Source organism: Mycobacterium sp. MS1601 (assembly GCF_001984215.1).
GTDB lineage: Bacteria > Actinomycetota > Actinomycetes > Mycobacteriales > Mycobacteriaceae > Mycobacterium.
Map to the genome: position 1 here is coordinate 1904760 of NZ_CP019420.1, position 16014 is coordinate 1920773.

Genomic DNA, 16014 nt, shown 5'->3' on the forward strand with positions numbered 1-16014 from the left:
GGTCACGGGTTGATCCCACCGTCGGTGCGCTGATACCAGCTCAGTATTCGGTCGACTCCGGTGCGCAGGTCCTCCATCGAGCTGGCCAGCGACAGCCGAAGGTGGCTGCGCGCTGTGCTACCGAACGCCGTGCCGGGTGCCGTCGACACTCCGTGCCCCACCAGATCCAACGCGGCACGCCGCGAGTCCACCCCCTCGGCCAGCGGCATCATCAGATAGAACGCTCCGGCGGGGACCTGGACGCCGAGGCCTGCCCTGGCGAACTGGTCGACCACCTGGTCGCGGCGGGCCTGGTAGGTCTCACGCATCTCGCGCACACAATCCTGCGGGCCGGACAACGCCGCAAGCGCGGCCGCCTGCGAGCCCGCCGACACCGAGGACAGCAACGGCTCCTGCAGGGTGGCCACCGTCGGAGTCAGCCACCGGGGTCCGACGAGGTAGCCCACCCGAGAGCCCGTCATGGCGTAGGTCTTGGAGAAGCTGAACACGCTGACCACATGGTCGGGGGCGATCCGGGCGGCGTTGGTGTGCGCGCCGTCGAAGATCAGTTCGTCGTACACCTCGTCGGCCACCACCGTGACTCCTGCCGAGGCCGCCGCCTCGACCAGCGCGGTCACCATCTCCGGTGGGAACACCGCCCCGGTGGGATTGGAGGGCGAGTTGATGATCAGCACGCGGGTGCGGGGGGTGATCAGTGCGGCGACCTCGTCGACGTCGGGCAGGAATCCCGCCTCGGGCCGCAGCGGGTAGTGCACGGCGGTGGCACCGTGCAGGATCACCTGCATCTCGTAGTTGGGCCAGGCAGGGTCGGGCACCAGGACTTCGTCACCGGGAGCGACGGTGGCGGCCAACACCGCGTCCAGGCACTGGACAGCACCCTGCCCCACCACCACGTCGTCGGCGCCGACGGCAAGTCCGTATCGGTGGCGCAGTCGGTCGGCGAGTGCGTCCCGCAGGATCGGCATACCCGCGCTGTGGGTGTATCGATTGGCCCGGGCCGTCTGCAGGTGACCGGCCTCGACGATGTGCGCCGGGGTGGCGAAGTCGGGCTCGCCGATCTCCAGGCGCACGACATCGTGGCGGCCTGCGGCCAGGTTCACGATCTCGCGGATGCCCGACGGCGGTACCGCGGCGGCGATCGAACTCACCTCGGGCACCAGTGCTGCACTCATGACTTCCTCTCACGTCACCGAACCGCCAAGCGGCTTGGTTCGACACAGACGGTACGAACGCTGTATTTCATAGATAGGCCACGAACGTTACGGGCATGATAAATGCATGGTCCTGATGTGATTCGGCTTTCATTTGAAAGCTATCGTGGAGATATGACCTTCCAGAGAGCATTCGGCGCGTGGTCCAGCCTGGCCGCCGGCGGAACTGCAGACATCTTGGCCGCCTCAGGGCCGGACTGGTTGGTCCTCGACGCCCAACACGGCACCTACGACGACGGCGGCGTGCGCGCGGCGTTGGGCACGCTCGGTCACCGCGGCGTTCCCGTCTGGGTACGGGTGTGCGACGACTCCGCATCGGGCATCGGCCGCGCCCTGGACGCCGGTGCGCACGGGGTGATCGTGCCCATGATCGACACTGCCGCCCAGGCCGAGCGTGCCGCCAAGGCGTGCCGCTACCCGCCGCGTGGAACGCGGAGTTTCGGCCCCATCGGGGCCCTGCTGGGCCGACCGACGCCGACGCCGGAAACGGCGAACAGCACCATCACCTGCGCGGTGATGGTGGAGACTCGGACCGCGGTGACCAACGTCGACGAGATCGCCGCCACACCAGGGGTGGACATGGTGTTCGTCGGCCCGTTCGACCTGGCGATGGCCCACGGGATCACAGTCGACGAACTGCTGCGCGACGGCATGGTCCTGGAGCGGATCATCACTTCCTGCAACAACAACAACGTCCGCGCCGGGGTGTTCGCCGGCACCGCCGAGCGGTCTGGGCAGTTGTTCGACCTCGGCTTCACCGACGTCGCGGTGTGCACCGATGCCGGCTTGCTGGCCAGCGGTGCGGCCGCCGAACTGGCCCGTTGGCGCGGGATCGGCGCCACGGCGGCACGCAGCGGGTACTGACCGCCTCACCCGGCTCGGGCCCGCAACGTCTGCACATCGGCGCCAGGATCGCCGAACGGATCGCTGTCGACGATGATCTCGTGCACTCCAGCGACAGCCAGCTCCGGCAGCATCTCAGCCAATTGTCTTGCCTTGCCCGACGATTCGACGATGCGCACCACGATGTGCAACTGGTCGGGCACCGCGGCCGCAGCCCGCACCGCGGCGATGTCCGCCGCCAGCGCCGCCGGATCCAGCGTGGCCAGTGACTGCTGCCCCAGCCAGCCGTCACCGAGGCGGCCGGCGCGGCGCAGCGCCGCGGGCGAGTGGCCACCGGGATAGATCGGGATCGAGGCCGCAGGCAACATGAGCAGGTCTCCCGGAGTGCCTGTCCAGCACTCCCGAAGTCGACGGATTCCGTCGGCGGTGGCTGCTCCCCTTGTCTCGAAAGTGGCTCCAAGAGCGTCGAATTCCTCACGCAACCAGCCCGCGCCGACGCCGAGGCGCAGACGCCCGGGTGCCAGCGCGGCGATGCCGGCAGTCTGTTTGGCCAACAGCAACGGGTTGCGGATCGGCAACACCAGTACCGCGGTGCCCAGCCGGACCGTCGTGGTGACCGCCGCCGCGGCGGCCAGGGTGGTCAGCGCCTCCAGGTACGGGACGTCGGTGCGCCACCGGGCCACACCGTCACGCTCGAACGGGTAGTGCGAGCCGACGGTACGCGGCAGAACAATGTGGTCACTGACCCACAGCGATTCGAATCCGGCTCGCTCCAAGAGGATTGCCGCCTCCGGGACCCGGCCCGCGGTGACTGTCTCTGCGGTGTGCGGCAGCTTGGCGCCGATCATGATCGCCATCTCAGCCCGCCGCCAGCCAGCCGCCATCCACCGGCAAGTAGGCCCCGGTGATGTAGGAGGCCTGATCAGAGGCCAGAAAGGCGACAGCAGAGGCGATCTCGTCCGGCCGTGCCGGGCGAGCCATCGGGATACGGGCCATCATGGCCTCACGCCTGGCCGGGTCACCCAAGGTGCCCGCCGACATCGCGGTGTCGGTGACCCCGGGACCCACCACATTGACGGCCACCCCATGCCGGGCCCAGTCCACGGCCAGCGCCTTGGCCAGCGTCAGCACCGATCCCTTGGAGGCGGCATAGGCAGCCTGACCGGGCAGCGCGATCACCGAGTTCACCGACCCGATCAGCACGATCCGACCGCCGCCACCCTGGGCCACGAACCTTCGACAGGCCGCTGCCGCGGTGTCGAAGCTGCCGATGACGTTGACGTCCAGAGACTTCCGCACGGCCGCCGTGGTCAGCTCTTCAGCGGGCCCGCCGATCTCGATGCCCGCGCACGTCACCACCGCGTCGAGGCGACCGAACGCGTCGACGGCGGCGGCCACAGCGGCCTCCCCCGCGCCCTCGGCGGTGACATCGACAGCCACTGCGGCGCCACCTATCTCATCGGCGACCCTCGCTGCGGCGACACCGTCGCGGTCGGCGCACACCACCCGGTCCCCGCGGGCGGCCAGCGCACGCGCCACGGCGGCACCGATACCCGCGCCCGCCCCGGTGATCAGACTCACGGTCATGCCAGCCACCCCCCGTCGACCACCAGGACCTCGCCGGTGATGTAGGAGGCCTGGTCCGAGGACAGGAACGCAACGGCATCGGCCACTTCGTCGGTGCGCCCCAGCCGTCCGAGCGGAATTCGGGCGGCGGCCATGGCCGCCAGGCTGTCATCGTCGGCACCCAGGCCCCGCATCAGCGGGGTGTCCATGGTGCCCGGTGCCACGCCGTTGACCCGGACTCCGGTGGGCCCGAGCTCCCTGGCAGCCGCGGCGGTCATCATCCGGACCGCCGCCTTGGACAGGTCATAGGCGATCATCGGGGTACTCGATGCGGTGAAACTCGATGTCGAGCAGATCGTCACGATGGCGCCGGCGCCACGAGCGGCCATCACCGCAGCCGATGCTCGCAGCACCGCGTACGCGCCTCGGACGTTGACGGCCAGGGTGAGGTCCAGGTCCGACATCGGCGCAGTCAGCAGTGGCGTGGATTTCGCCACGCCGGCACTGATCACTGCCGTGCCCAGCGGACGTTGGGCATCAACTCGAGCCACCAGCTCGGCCACGGCCTCGGCATCGGTCACGTCCAGCGGGACAGCTTCGGCACTGCCTCCGGCCTGGTGCACCAGCTCACGGGTCGCGGTAGCACCCTTGCCGTCGCGGTCGGCGATGATGACATGGTCACCGCGGCTGGCCAGACACAGGCAGACCGCTCGACCCAGCCCGCTTCCACCGCCGGTTACAAGCGCAGCGCGCTCTCCCGAATTGGATTGCATATGCACATCAAACATCATTTTGACTGCGCATATGTTAAGCATAGTGCCGCTTGTGACTTATATCCGAAACATTCTCCCGCTACCCTTCCTCACGTTGTAGCGCGAAGGAGCAGTTGATGAAATTCGGAGCGGGTCTGTACTGCCTGCAATCCACGGCGTCGACGCCACGCCATGCCACCGTGCCGTACCGGGAGCTGCTGGCCGACGCCCGGTTGCTCGACGAACTGGGCTACGAGGGCATGTGGCTCTCGGAGCACCACTTCTTCTATGACGGCTACTGCCCGGCCCTCTTGCCGGTCGCCGCGGCAGCGCTGGCTGTCACCTCCCGGCTGCGAGTCGGCACGGGCATGATGCTGCTGCCGCTTCAGGACGCGCAGCGGGTGGCCCGACTGTCCGCCGACATCGCCGCGCGCTCGGGCGGCCGCCTCGACGTCGGGGTGGGTCTGGGTTACCGCGATATCGAGTTCGACGGCAAGGGCATGGCCCGCAAGGACCGAGTGGCCCGGCACCGGGCCGGTGTTGCAGCCCTGCAGGAAATCGCGGTACCTGCGGGCGCCACGCTGTGGAACGGCTCGGCCACGCCGGCGGGAATCGCACGGGCCGGTGCCCGCGGCCACGGCGTGCTGTTCTCCGGAGCCAACCCCATCTCACTGGTCCGCGAGCTCGCCACCGCACATCGCACGGGCTGGGAAGAGGCGGGCCGCCCCGGTGGCCAACGTCCCAGAGTGGCGGCGCTGCGGAACTTCTGGCTCACCGACAGCAGCTCCGAACGCGACGCGGTACTGGACTGGCAGCGAGCCAGTTACGTGCTCTACGCCGGCCTGGGATGGAGTGTGGCCCAGCGGGAGTCCACCGAGGCCATGGACTTCCGCGCCGATGCAGATGCCGCCGTCGCGCAAGCCGTTGCCACCTCCACGGTGGGACCCGCGGGTGCGATCATCGAAGCCCTGCATGAGGTTTCGGAGGCAGGCGTCGACGATGTGGTGTTGCGGGTGCTCATCGAGGGTGCCCCGCAGGAAGCGGTGCAGCGGATGCTGCGACGGATGGCCGAGGAGGTCATCCCGGTGATGGACACGGTGGTGGCAGCGTGAGAATCGGAACCCGTTGGACGGCCATGCCTGCCGTCGACGACATCTGCGCGGCTGAACGTTCCGGCGCGTTCGCACTGTGGGCGGACGTGGCTACCAGTGCCATCGCGGCCGCCTCCGAGCTGGCCGCGCTGACCACCGACCCGCGCATCCTTGTGCGCATCGTCCTGGGCACCGAGCATCCGGTGACGCTGGCCGAAGAGGCCGCGGTGCTCGACCACCTCTCGGCCGGGCGCGTGGTGTGTGTGGTGGACAGTGGTGCGCTGTCACTGCAGGACGCCATCGAGGACCTGCAACTGCTGCGGGCCTGCTGGTCGGGCCGACCGGTACGCCACCGTGGTCGGCGCTGGCAGGTGCCTGCGGGCCTGGCTGACGACATGCCCGACAGCGTGGCGGTGACGCCCAGTCCCAGCCAGGTCGAGCTGCCGGTGTGGCTGACCGGAGAACATGCCGCCGGGTTGGCCGCCGACTTCGGATTGGCTTTGCTGGCAACCGAATACGGAGACGTATCCGCGGTCCCTCAGGTTCAGCCCGGGTGTGTGGAGCTCACCGGCGAGGTGAACGCCGATCGCGAACTGGTCAGCCGGTGGGCAGCGGCCGGGGCCACCCATCTGCTGGTACGACCACCCGTTGCCGTCGGACCCGACCTGTTCAGCGGTTACATCGCGCGCTACCTGCAGCCCGAGGTCGCCATGCCCCACTTCCCGAGAATCATGGCGGAATCCGATCCGCCCGCACGATGGCTTCCGGCATGAGTACCTCCGAGGGCGGCGACAAGCGACGCGGCCCACGCGGCGGCAAGCCGGTCCGTGGCTCCATGGCCGGGCTGTCCGGCGCCATCGAGCGTCAGGGCCCAGCGGTGCCGCTGGACGACATCGATCGCCAGCTACTACAGCGACTTTCCAAGGATCCACGGATCTCCCAGCGCCAACTCGCCCGCGAGGTCAACATGTCGGGCCCCGCGGTGGGTGAACGCATCGCACGGTTGGAGCGGCTCGGGGTGATTCGCGGCTACACCGTCTCGATCGACTGGGCAGCACTCGGGTATCCGATGATGGTCTACATCCCGATGAGCATCGAACCGGGTGCCGACCTGACAACCATTCTCGAGGAGTTGCGTGACATCGACGAACTCGAGGAACTGGTGGTGGTCACCGGCACCTTCGACCTGATCGCCCGGTTCCGGCTGCGTGACCACTCGCATCTGCAGACCCTGCTGTTCGAACAGCTCTGGCCCATCTACGGCTTGCAGCGCATCGAGACCTTCCTGAGCCTGGGCACAGTGCTCGACGGCAGCGTCCTGGAACGGGTGCTGAACGCCGGACCAGCGCCCGAGCAGTGACGCCCTGGTCCTGTTCGGTAGCCCGGCCGACCTAGCCGGGCGGACCTGCGGTCCGGCCGCGGATCAGTTCGGTGGGCAGCACATCGATCACAGGCAATCCGTCCCGTGGCGGTCTGTGCAGTAAACCACCTGCGCGCCTGCCCTTTTCGTGACTGGGCTGCGACACCGTGGCCAGGCCGCGTTTGATCGCTTCGGGGATGCCGTCGAAGCCGGTCACAGTGATCTGCCCGGGCACATAGATGCCTCGAGCGCGCAGATAGTCCATGGCCGAGAGCGCCAGTACGTCGGCGGTGCACATCAGCGCGGTGATACGCGGGTTGGCCTGTAGCGCCACCTCGGCCGCGCCGCCACCGGAAGCGGGGCCGTGCTCGAAGCTCTCGACGATGGTGAGACCCGACGGATCCAGACCCGCGGCAGCCATGGCGTCCTGCACGCCGCCGATCCGTTCGCACTGCACGTGAAACCGTTTGTCGGTCAACCGCTCCGGGGCCACGGTGCTGGCAGAGGCATCACCGGTGCTCGGTTCGCGGCCCAGTCGCATGGTCAACAGTCCCACTTCGCGGTGCCCGAGACCGAAGACGTAATCGGCCATCTCGCGCATGGCGGCCCGGTCGTCGATGCACACCAGGGACGTGCCGGGCACGTCCCGCGGCTGGTCCACCAGCACTACCGGCAGTCGCCGGTCCAGCACCGTCTGCAGGTAGGGATCGTCATCCGATGCCGAGTAGACCACAAAGCCGTCCACTCCCGCCGACAGCACCGAACCGGCGCCCTCGTCGAGGCTGCGGCTGGGACCCACCGCCACCAGCAGCAGTCCCTGCCCCACCTCCTCACAGGATTCGGCCAGGCCGGCGACGAAGTTCAGCGCGGCGGGGTCGCTGAAGGAGTAGGTCAGCGGTTCGGTGATGACGAGTCCGACCGCACCGGCCTTGCGGGTGCGCAGCGACCGCGCCACCGGATCGGGGCCGGCGTAACCCAACCGCTTGGCGGTGGCGAAGACACGCTCACGCAGATCGGCCGACAGCTGGTCGGGGCGGTTGTAGGCGTTGGAGATGGTGGTGCGTGACACCTTGAGCTCGGCGGCCAATGAAGCCAGGGTGGCCCGCCTGCGCGGGGCCGGACTTCTGGACATGCTCTGTGACGTTAGTTCATGTGCCCCGACGGCTGACTCTTCGCCACGGTGCTGGTGCGTTGCACCACCGACCAGACGACAAACCAAACCGCGCACACGATCGCGACGATGACGAAGCTGGGCGGCAGATCGAACATCGATGACAGCACCAGCCCAGCCCACACCGCCAACAGGGAAAGGACTGTCGACACCAGCATCGCCACCACCGGCCTGGCGGTCAGCATGATCGCCGTCGCCGCCGGGGTGACCACCAGCGCGAACAGCAGCAGGGTGCCCACGGCCTGTACCGCCATCGTGATCGCCAGACCCAGCAGCGCCATGAAGATCATGGACAGCGCACGCACCGGGACGCCCTTGGCCTCGGCGACCTCGGCGTTGACCGACGCGAACAGCAGCGGACGGAAGATCGCGGAGATGGTGACGGCCAAGACTGCGACCAGGACCGCGAAGACGATGAGCTGCTCGTGGGTGACCGCGAGCAGGTTGCCGAACAACACGTTGGTGACGGTGCTGCTGCTCTTGGTGGCCAGCGAGCTGAAGAACAGCCCCAGGCCGGTGGCCGCAGCCAGCACGGTACCGGTGGCGATCTCGCGGTCTTCGGCCTTCTTGCCCAGCGCGCCGATCACCAGCGCACCGCCGATGCAGAAGACGCCGAGGCCCACCGTCACCGGCACCCCGAGCAGCACAGCGCCGGTGGCTCCGGGAAAGCCGATGTGCGCCAGCGCATGTGCTGCGAAGGCGGTGTTGCGCACGACGATGAAGTAGCCGATGAGACCTGCCGCCAACGCCACCAGGGTGCCGCCGATCAGCGCGTTGCGCATGAACGCCGATGTCAGGATGTCCCACCAGTTCTCCTGGTAGCCCAGGGCGACCAGCTCGGTGGCCACTACACGCTCCTCATGTACAGCTCGCCCTGCGGGGTGTGGACCACCTGGATCGAGGTGCCGTACAGGTGGCTGAGCAGCTGCTCGTCCACCACCTGGTTCATCTGGTCGAAGTGGGCGTGGCCGTCGAGCAGGTAGATGGCGCTGTCCAGCACACCGAGCAGCGGGTTCAGGTCGTGTGCCACCACCAGGATGGTGACTCCGAACTCGTCGCGGATACGGCCCAGCAGCCGCACGATCTCGCGCTGGTTGCGCAGATCGATGGCGGCCAGGGGCTCGTCGAGGATCAGCAGCCGCGGCCGGCTGACCAGAGCCTCGGCGATGGCCACCCGCTGCCGCTGGCCGCCGGACAGTTCGGAGAGCCTGCGACCGGCGAAGTCGACGGCGCCGACGGCCTCGAGGGTCTCCGTCACACGATTGCGCTGCTCAGCCGAAGGGGCGGCAAAACCCCACCGGTTGCCGATCAGACCGAGCATCACCGCGTCGGCGGCCCGGATGGCGTTTCCAGCTGCGGCGGCGTAGTTCTGCGGCACGTAGCCGATCAGATCGGTGGCCTGCCCGGCGGGGCGACCCAGGACCTTGACCGACCCCGATGCCACCCGCAGCAGCCCGAGCACCACCTGCAGCAGCGTGGTCTTGCCGGAGCCGTTGGAGCCGATGACTGCGGTGATTCCGCCGGCGGGTACGTCGAACGTGCCTTCGGACCAGATCAGGCGTCCGCCGCGGACCACGCTGACGTCGTCGAAGGACAGCGCAATGTCGGAAGCGTCAGACACCGAGGGCCTTGGCGAGGGCATCGAGTTGTTGCACCTGCCAAGCTTCGAACGAATCGGTGCCGGGCGGCACGGTTTCGGTGACATCGACCACCGGGATGCCTGCGCTCTCGGCCGCGGCGCGAATCTGCTCCGGCACGGATCCTTCGGTCTGGGTGTTGTAGATCAGCACGTCGGCGCCCCGGGATTCCAGCAGGCCCAGGACGGCCTGCAGGTCGGCCGGGGATGGGTCGGTCTCGTTGGCCGACGACGCCTGGTACCCGGCCGGGGTGACGTTCACCAGCCCGGTTGCCTCAGCCATGTCGTCGAAGACGCTTTCGGTTGCGACGTAACGTTTTCCGTCGGCCTTGCTCTTGAGTTCGGCGATCTTGTCGGTGTACGGCGCCATCTCGGTGGTGAACTCGTCGCGGCGGCCCTCGAAGTAGTCGGCGGCCTCGGGCGCGAGCTTGGCCAGTTCGGCGGTCACGGAGTCGGCCAGCGTCATCACCGCGGTGGGGCTGTACCAGGCGTGCGGGTTGGTTCCGGCTTCGTCGTTGTCGTGGTCGTGGTCGTGGTCGTGCCCGTGCTCGTCTTCGTGCGCATGTTCCTCTTCGTGCCCATGCTCGTCGTCGTGAGCCTGGCCCGTCTCCGACAGTGCGGCCACGACGGGAGCGTCGGGCGCCGACGTAGCAGCCAGCTTGGCAGCCCACTCGTCGTAGTGGCCGCCGTTGATGACCACCAGCTGGGCACCTTCGAAGGTGGCGGCGTCCGAGGGTGACGGCTCGTAGTCATGCGGATCCACCGACGACGACGCCAGCACCGTCTTCACGTCGGCGCACGCGCCGCCCAGGTCGGACACGATGTCCCCCCACTGGTCGACGCTGACCACCACCGCCACCGGGGTGACGGGGCAGTCGCCTGACGCGACAGCCGATGTCGAGGTGTCCGCGGCGGGCTCACTGCCGCCAGAGCATGCCGCCAATCCGAACGGGGCCGCCAACATCGCAACTGCTATCAAGCCAAGCCGCGACGAGTTCACACGAGTCATGCGATAACGATAACGGTTTCCAATTCACTTAAGCCAGTCGGGGGCTAACTTAATGACAATGATTATCATTAAGGCATGCCCACTACCGAACTTCTTCCTGTCACCGTGCTCTCCGGATTCCTGGGCGCGGGCAAAACCACCTTGCTCAACCACATCCTCGCCAACCGGTCCGGCCTGCGAGTGGCCGTGATCGTCAACGACATGAGCGAGATCAACATCGATGCGGCGCTGGTCGCCGGCCAGGGCCATCTGGACCGCACTCAGGAAAAGCTGGTGGAACTCACCAACGGCTGCATCTGCTGCACCCTGCGCGAGGACCTGGTGGAGGCCGTGGGAGCACTGGCCCGCCAGCAGCGGTTCGACCAGCTGGTCATCGAATCCACCGGCATCTCCGAACCGATGCCGGTGGCCGCGACCTTCGAGTGGGAGTTCGAGAACGGATTTTCACTCGGCGACCTCGCCAGGCTGGACACCATGGTGACCGTCGTCGACGTCTCGACCTTCCTGCCCGAAGTGGTCCGCGGTGAAACGCTGAACCAGCGCGGAATGGGTGCGGCCGACGGCGATGCCCGCAACATTTCCGATCTGCTGGTGGATCAGGTGGAGTTCGCCGACGTCATCCTGCTCAACAAAACCGACCTGGTGAGCCCGGCGCACCTCGGCGCCGTCGAGGCGACCGTCCGCAGACTCAACCCCCACGCTCGGCTGATCCGGACCGACCACGGCGTCGTCGAGCTGGGCGAGGTGCTGCAGACCGGTCTGTATGACCCGATGCGTGCCGCCACGGCTCCGGGGTGGGACGAGGAGATCGCGCTCGGCCACACCCCGGAGACGCAGGAGTACGGCATCAGCTCGATGACGTTCCGCGCTGACCGTCCCTTCCACCCCAACCGACTGGCGGCCACTCTGCCGCAGCTTCGTGGAGTGTTGCGCAGCAAGGGATTCTGCTGGATCGCCAGCCGACCGGACATCGCCGCCATCTGGTCCCAGGCCGGGCCCAACCTGGTCATCGAGCCCGCGCAGTACTGGAGCACCACAGACCTGGCGGCAGGCCAGGAGATCGTGCTGATCGGGCTTCGCCTCGACGGGGCCGCCGTCACCGCGATGCTGCGCGCGGCGCTGCTGACCGATGACGAGATCTCCGAGGGAGCCGACGCGTGGCGGAGATATCTCGACCCACTGCCCGCATGGGGAGCCACCCACTCCCACTAGCCTCCCGGCGTCAGCCACGGGGAGGCCGGTACCCGAGTTTCCCGAACGCCCGGCGTGGATCACCGGGCGTTCGGGCGGTCACTCGATGAGTTCGTCACCGAGAACCGGTACCGATCTCGGTCAGTGCGCTATCGGTCCGTTGAGTTCATTGGGGGTGTGCGGCAACGTCGCGGTCCGGGTGATCTCACCGTCCTCGACGTCGACGAGGTGGATCTCGGCCGACGCCGGATCTGTCACGTAGACATCGTGATCGCGGACGAACACCGTCGGCCGCGGCTGCTGCCAGTCGTCGGGCTCGGTCCACGGCGTCACCACGTCGATGCTGCGCACCAGAGCCGCGGTGGCCGGATCGAACACGTGCAGCTTGCCGTCGGTACCGAGCATCAGCGCCTCGGCATGTGGACCCCTGGCCAGTGACCGGAACGAGTAACTCGCCCCTTCCGGCATCGGGACCAACCTCAACTGCTCGGCCTCGGTGTCCACCAGCGCGAACTGCGTGGGCCGTTCCAGTTCGGCATCGGGATCTGTCTTGTAGTCGGTGAGCGCGACCGGTGAGTCCGGATGACCCTTGATGTTTCCGGTGCGGCCGTAGGGATCCGGACTGGGGATCTTGGTGAAGGCACCGGCCTGGTAGACGATCGGACCGTTCTGGCAACCGAACACGACAGCCTCGTCGGCCACCACGGTCTCACCGTGCAGTCCGAGGCAATCCTCCGTACGGGCGATCTCCTGGCCACTGGCGTCCATCGCGATCGCACCGGTACGGCCGTCTTCGGTGCCTTCACTGATCAACCGGGTACCGTCGGCGAGAACAACGGCGACACCGTGATGTGCCGCGGAAGCGGAGAACGTCTGGGTCTGCGGTTGTCCCCCGGCTTCCAGGTCGTGCGGATCGAACACCGTGACCTCCCCGGTGCCGTCGGCGAACAGCACGGTGTTCTCCCCATGCACCACAACGTGTCCCGGCTTGGCAGCGGGGAAGACCACGTCGGTGAGCGAGCCCGATGCCGCGTCGAGCACCTGGAAGCCCTCGCCGGTGGACACCATCACGTGGCTGTCATCGCCCGCCGGGTTGATCCGCAGGAAGCCGGTCATCGGGATGTCGGCCTTGGCTTCGAGGGTTTCACCGTCGAGCACCATGATGCCGCCGTCATACGTGACCGCCACCGGCTCGGCGATGGTGACATCGGCGGCCGGCGACTGCGCCGTCTGCTCGGCACCGCCGCTGCATCCTGCGGCCACGAGCACCGTCAGGACCGCACCCGTTGCCAGGGCAACCGGATTTCGTGTTGACATGTGTTCTCCTATCTCTTTGTGAAGCAATTGTTTTCAGGAGAGACCGGCGACGATCCGGTCGGTGTTGGCACGCATCATGTCTATGTAGGTGCCCGCTTCGGTTCCTGGCTCGGACAACGACTCGCTGTAGAGGGACACCACCTCGACGTCCACTCCTGCCTGCGAAGCCAGCGCCCGCGCCAGGCGGTCCGGCTGGCTGGTGTCGACGAAGATGGTGCCGACCCCGGCGTCGCGGATGGCGTTGGTGAGCGACGCGAGGTCCGACGGAGCCGGGGACGCGAGTGTCGTGCCGCTGGGCACCACGGCGCCGACGACGGTGAAGCCGAAGCGCTGGGCGAGGTAGCCCAGTACGTGATGGTTGGTGACCAGCGCGTGGCGTGGCAAATCTGCGAAGCGCTGCTCCATCTCGTGTGAGAGTTGTTGCAGCCGTGCGCGATAGGCATCGGCATTGGCGGTGATGCCACTGGCGTCCGGCAGGCGCTCGATCAGTGCTGCCTCGATGGCGTCGACCGCGGCGATCATGCGGTCCGGGTCGGTCCAGAAGTGCGGATCGGGCGCCCCGGCGGTGTCGCCCTCGGAGTAGGCGATCGCGTCGACGCGGTCCCCGATCGCCAGTGTCGGCACACCGCGCTCGGCGGCGGCGTCGACGTGGTGCTGCACACCCTCTTCCAGCCCCAGCCCGTTGTAGACGATCAGGTCGGCACGCGAGGTGACATCGGCCTCCTGTGCCGACAGCTGGAACGAATGGGGATCGGCATTGCGTTTCATCAGCACTGTGACATCGGCGATGTCACAGGCGATGTTCTCCACGACGTCACCCAGGATGTTTGTGGTCACGACGATATGCGCTGTGTCGTCTGATTGCACACTGCTGCAACCGATCACCAACAGCAGGGCCATGACGACTGCGGGCCATCTGATCACCGGCCGGTCTCCGACATCAGATCGGGCGTCACGGTGGTGCGCAGCGTCCGGGCCAGACGCAGGCCATCGCGGTAGTCGATCTCGTAGACGGCTCTGGCAGCTGCATCGTTGACGTAGGCCCTGTCGCGGTCGACCTCGATCACCCCGTCGGGCGCACCCAATGCCAGTTCTGCGGTCTGCGTCGCAGCGGCGACGTCGAACAACCGCAGGATCCCGTCGGTCGTGAGCACCAGAACCTGCCCGTCACCGGCCGAGTTCGCCGCCGCAGCACCCGGAACCGTGACCACGTCCCAGGTGTGCTTGGCGCTGGTCAGCATCCACACCTGGTCACCGTCGAGACCGACGATCTCCCCTCCCCCGCCCCGGTTGGCCAGCAGACCCAGTTCGGGCGTCTGGCCGGCCGGAAAGGGGATGGCGGTGGCGTCCTCGCCGCTGACCCGAACCGCGCCATCACGGCACGCCAGCACCGTGGCGGTACGCGTGGCGGCAACGCCACCGGTTGCCTGACACCGGACGGGCATCACCATGGAGCAACCGTCCTCGTCGACCACCAGCAGTTCACCGGCATCGGTCGCGACGATCAGCGAGTCCCCTTGCGGCACCGCCACCCTGACACCGCCGGGACCTTCCTCCGGGCGAATATCGCCATCAGCCAGGGCATTCCGATCCAACGTCATCACATCGCCACCTGCTGTACGCAGTGCAACCCGGTGGGCGTCAGCGGTCACCGCAACGGCAGCGTCGGCGCTGCCCACCACCGCGGGTGGTCGTTCGTAGTAGTGGTTGTGGTCACCGTGGTCGAAGGTCCATGCCCCGGAATCCACGACGGCGGTGCCATCGGATCCCATCAGGTAACCGAACCGGCCGTCACCGACGAGGGTGTGTACCGGGCCGAACTCGCCGACCCGGACCGCCGTTTCCTCCACTGCGTCGATGACTTCGGTTGCACCGGTGGCGGAGTCGGCGACGATAAGGCGGGTGGGAGCGTCGTCGAGTTCCTGCACTTGCGGCGAGCTCAGATTGTGTTCCGCCCCCTCCGGAGCGCCGGCCGGTGGCGAAGCCGGGCTGCACCCGGCGAGCCCGATGCCGGCCACCGCGATCACCGCACCGCGGCGCAGGCGAGCCGGCAGCTCATGCAGGGCCAGCGACAGGAAGAACAGCACCACCGCCGTGGCGGCGATCGTGGCTCCGCCGGCAGTGCCCGCATGCCACGAGACGATGAGGCCCAGTGTCACCGCGGCGGAGCCGACAACTGCTGCGCCGACCATGATCTGAGGCACGCTGCGCGCCCATACCATCGCCGCGGCCGGGGGTGCCACCAGCAGGCCCAGCATCAGCAGCGTGCCGACCACCCGGAAGGACGCGACGATGGCGGCAGCCATCAGGACGGTGAGTGTTGCCGTCGCCAACCGCGGGTGCAGCCCCAACGTCACTGCCTTGCGGACGTCGAAGGTGGCGGCGGTGAACGCCCGCCTGCCCACGAACGCGACAGACCCGATGACAACCAGGGCGACCGTCAGCCAGAGTACGTCAGAGGTGTTGGCGGCCAACACATCACCGAACAGCAGCGCAGTCAGATCGGTGGCATGGCTGCGCGAATGCGACACCACGATGACACCGAGGGCAAGCATCCCGACCAGAAGCAGCCCGATTCCGGTGTCGGCGGACAGTCGTCTGGAGGAACCGAGGGCGGACACCCCGTAGGCCATGGCAAGTGCGGCTGCCATGGCGCCGAACACGATGTTGCCGCCCATCACCGAAGCCAGCGCGACACCAGGGAGCACACCGTGCGACATGGCTTCGCCGAGAAAGGCCGCGCCACGCAGCACCACCCAGGTGCCGACGATCGCACAGATGGCGGTGACCACCAGACCGGCTGTCAGTGCATTCCTGACGAGGGGGGATTCGAATGGTTCGCTCAGCCAACCCAGCACCCGCTAGAC

General features: G+C 67.7%; 16 protein-coding genes. 5 read left to right on the plus strand and 11 right to left on the minus strand.

Annotation, left to right across the window (positions count from 1 at the left end; genetic code table 11):
* Positions 1-2 precede the first annotated feature (2 nt).
* Entirely contained in the window at positions 3-1172 is a 1170-nt protein-coding gene (locus tag BVC93_RS09345) for a pyridoxal phosphate-dependent aminotransferase (protein ID WP_083736921.1), read from the minus strand.
* 153 nt (positions 1173-1325) lie between these two features.
* On the opposite strand from BVC93_RS09345, the gene BVC93_RS09350 reads away from it, so the two are divergent.
* Positions 1326-2075 carry an HpcH/HpaI aldolase family protein gene (locus BVC93_RS09350; protein ID WP_192860243.1) on the plus strand — a complete coding sequence of 250 codons (750 nt, stop codon included), beginning with the start codon at positions 1326-1328 and terminating at the stop codon, positions 2073-2075.
* Positions 2076-2080: 5 nt separating this feature from the next.
* On the opposite strand, the gene BVC93_RS09355 is transcribed toward BVC93_RS09350, so the two are convergent.
* The 3 genes from BVC93_RS09355 to BVC93_RS09365 are packed head-to-tail and all read right to left on the minus strand — an operon-like array spanning position 2081 to position 4393.
* Positions 2081-2911, minus strand: a complete 831-nt coding sequence (locus BVC93_RS09355; protein ID WP_192860244.1) for a TIGR03619 family F420-dependent LLM class oxidoreductase — start codon at positions 2909-2911, stop codon at positions 2081-2083.
* Position 2912: 1 nt separating this feature from the next.
* Positions 2913-3641: an SDR family NAD(P)-dependent oxidoreductase gene (locus BVC93_RS09360; RefSeq protein WP_083736924.1), complete on the minus strand. Its 729-nt coding sequence runs from the start codon at positions 3639-3641 to the stop codon at positions 2913-2915.
* Positions 3638-4393, minus strand: a complete 756-nt coding sequence (locus BVC93_RS09365; RefSeq protein ID WP_192860245.1) for an SDR family NAD(P)-dependent oxidoreductase — start codon at positions 4391-4393, stop codon at positions 3638-3640. The genes BVC93_RS09360 and BVC93_RS09365 overlap by 4 nt, the downstream gene beginning before the upstream one ends.
* A 116-nt stretch (positions 4394-4509) precedes the next feature.
* Here BVC93_RS09365 and BVC93_RS09370 point away from each other — a divergent pair, with 116 nt between their 5' ends.
* Genes BVC93_RS09370 through BVC93_RS09380 form a run of 3 tightly spaced genes read left to right on the plus strand, consistent with a single transcriptional unit; the run spans position 4510 to position 6823 of the window.
* A complete protein-coding gene (locus BVC93_RS09370; protein WP_083736926.1) occupies positions 4510-5484 on the plus strand; it encodes an LLM class flavin-dependent oxidoreductase in 975 nt (324 codons plus the stop codon).
* A complete protein-coding gene (locus BVC93_RS09375) occupies positions 5481-6236 on the plus strand; it encodes an LLM class flavin-dependent oxidoreductase (RefSeq protein WP_157516833.1) in 756 nt (251 codons plus the stop codon). The genes BVC93_RS09370 and BVC93_RS09375 overlap by 4 nt, the downstream gene beginning before the upstream one ends.
* Entirely contained in the window at positions 6233-6823 is a 591-nt protein-coding gene (locus BVC93_RS09380; RefSeq protein WP_192860246.1) for an Lrp/AsnC family transcriptional regulator, read from the plus strand. Before BVC93_RS09375 ends, BVC93_RS09380 begins: the two co-directional genes overlap by 4 nt.
* Before the next feature lie 31 nt (positions 6824-6854).
* On the opposite strand, the gene BVC93_RS09385 is transcribed toward BVC93_RS09380, so the two are convergent.
* From BVC93_RS09385 to BVC93_RS09400, 4 genes are read right to left on the minus strand one after another with little or no spacing between them, the layout of a single operon-like run.
* Entirely contained in the window at positions 6855-7955 is a 1101-nt protein-coding gene (locus BVC93_RS09385; RefSeq protein WP_083736929.1) for a LacI family DNA-binding transcriptional regulator, read from the minus strand.
* An 11-nt stretch (positions 7956-7966) separates the two neighbouring features.
* The gene (locus BVC93_RS09390; RefSeq protein WP_083736930.1) at positions 7967-8842 is read right to left on the minus strand and encodes a metal ABC transporter permease; all 876 of its coding nucleotides are present in this window, start codon (positions 8840-8842) and stop codon (positions 7967-7969) included.
* Positions 8842-9636, minus strand: a complete 795-nt coding sequence (locus tag BVC93_RS09395; protein WP_083736931.1) for a metal ABC transporter ATP-binding protein — start codon at positions 9634-9636, stop codon at positions 8842-8844. Before BVC93_RS09395 ends, BVC93_RS09390 begins: the two co-directional genes overlap by 1 nt.
* Positions 9608-10639, minus strand: a complete 1032-nt coding sequence (locus BVC93_RS09400; RefSeq protein WP_157516834.1) for a metal ABC transporter solute-binding protein, Zn/Mn family — start codon at positions 10637-10639, stop codon at positions 9608-9610. Before BVC93_RS09400 ends, BVC93_RS09395 begins: the two co-directional genes overlap by 29 nt.
* A gap of 75 nt (positions 10640-10714) precedes the next feature.
* On the opposite strand from BVC93_RS09400, the gene BVC93_RS09405 reads away from it, so the two are divergent.
* Positions 10715-11851, plus strand: a complete 1137-nt coding sequence (locus BVC93_RS09405; RefSeq protein WP_083736933.1) for a GTP-binding protein — start codon at positions 10715-10717, stop codon at positions 11849-11851.
* A gap of 120 nt (positions 11852-11971) precedes the next feature.
* Here the strand turns inward: BVC93_RS09405 and aztD are convergent, their stop codons facing one another.
* From aztD to aztB, 3 genes are read right to left on the minus strand one after another with little or no spacing between them, the layout of a single operon-like run.
* On the minus strand, positions 11972-13147 hold the full coding sequence (aztD, locus tag BVC93_RS09410; protein ID WP_083736934.1) for a zinc metallochaperone AztD: 1176 nt from the start codon (positions 13145-13147) through the stop codon (positions 11972-11974).
* Between the two features lie 33 nt (positions 13148-13180).
* Positions 13181-14047 (minus strand): metal ABC transporter substrate-binding protein, encoded by an 867-nt coding sequence (locus BVC93_RS09415; protein ID WP_083740928.1) that lies wholly within the window; start codon positions 14045-14047, stop codon positions 13181-13183.
* Positions 14048-14067: 20 nt separating this feature from the next.
* Positions 14068-16005 (minus strand): zinc ABC transporter permease AztB, encoded by a 1938-nt coding sequence (gene aztB, locus BVC93_RS09420; protein WP_236950304.1) that lies wholly within the window; start codon positions 16003-16005, stop codon positions 14068-14070.
* Positions 16006-16014 lie beyond the last annotated feature (9 nt).

Bases quoted from the DNA above. Each gene is read 5' to 3' on its own strand.
- BVC93_RS09345 (WP_083736921.1), bottom strand. From the start codon at position 1,172: ATGAGTGCAGCACTGGTGCCCGAGGTGAGTTCGATCGCCGCCGCGGTA.
- BVC93_RS09350 (WP_192860243.1), top strand. From the start codon at position 1,326: ATGACCTTCCAGAGAGCATTCGGCGCGTGGTCCAGCCTGGCCGCCGGC.
- BVC93_RS09355 (WP_192860244.1), bottom strand. From the start codon at position 2,911: ATGGCGATCATGATCGGCGCCAAGCTGCCGCACACCGCAGAGACAGTC.
- BVC93_RS09360 (WP_083736924.1), bottom strand. From the start codon at position 3,641: ATGACCGTGAGTCTGATCACCGGGGCGGGCGCGGGTATCGGTGCCGCC.
- BVC93_RS09365 (WP_192860245.1), bottom strand. From the start codon at position 4,393: ATGCAATCCAATTCGGGAGAGCGCGCTGCGCTTGTAACCGGCGGTGGA.
- BVC93_RS09370 (WP_083736926.1), top strand. From the start codon at position 4,510: ATGAAATTCGGAGCGGGTCTGTACTGCCTGCAATCCACGGCGTCGACG.
- BVC93_RS09380 (WP_192860246.1), top strand. From the start codon at position 6,233: ATGAGTACCTCCGAGGGCGGCGACAAGCGACGCGGCCCACGCGGCGGC.
- BVC93_RS09385 (WP_083736929.1), bottom strand. From the start codon at position 7,955: ATGTCCAGAAGTCCGGCCCCGCGCAGGCGGGCCACCCTGGCTTCATTG.
- BVC93_RS09395 (WP_083736931.1), bottom strand. From the start codon at position 9,636: ATGCCCTCGCCAAGGCCCTCGGTGTCTGACGCTTCCGACATTGCGCTG.
- BVC93_RS09400 (WP_157516834.1), bottom strand. From the start codon at position 10,639: ATGACTCGTGTGAACTCGTCGCGGCTTGGCTTGATAGCAGTTGCGATG.
- BVC93_RS09405 (WP_083736933.1), top strand. From the start codon at position 10,715: ATGCCCACTACCGAACTTCTTCCTGTCACCGTGCTCTCCGGATTCCTG.
- aztD (WP_083736934.1), bottom strand. From the start codon at position 13,147: ATGTCAACACGAAATCCGGTTGCCCTGGCAACGGGTGCGGTCCTGACG.
- BVC93_RS09415 (WP_083740928.1), bottom strand. From the start codon at position 14,047: ATGGCCCTGCTGTTGGTGATCGGTTGCAGCAGTGTGCAATCAGACGAC.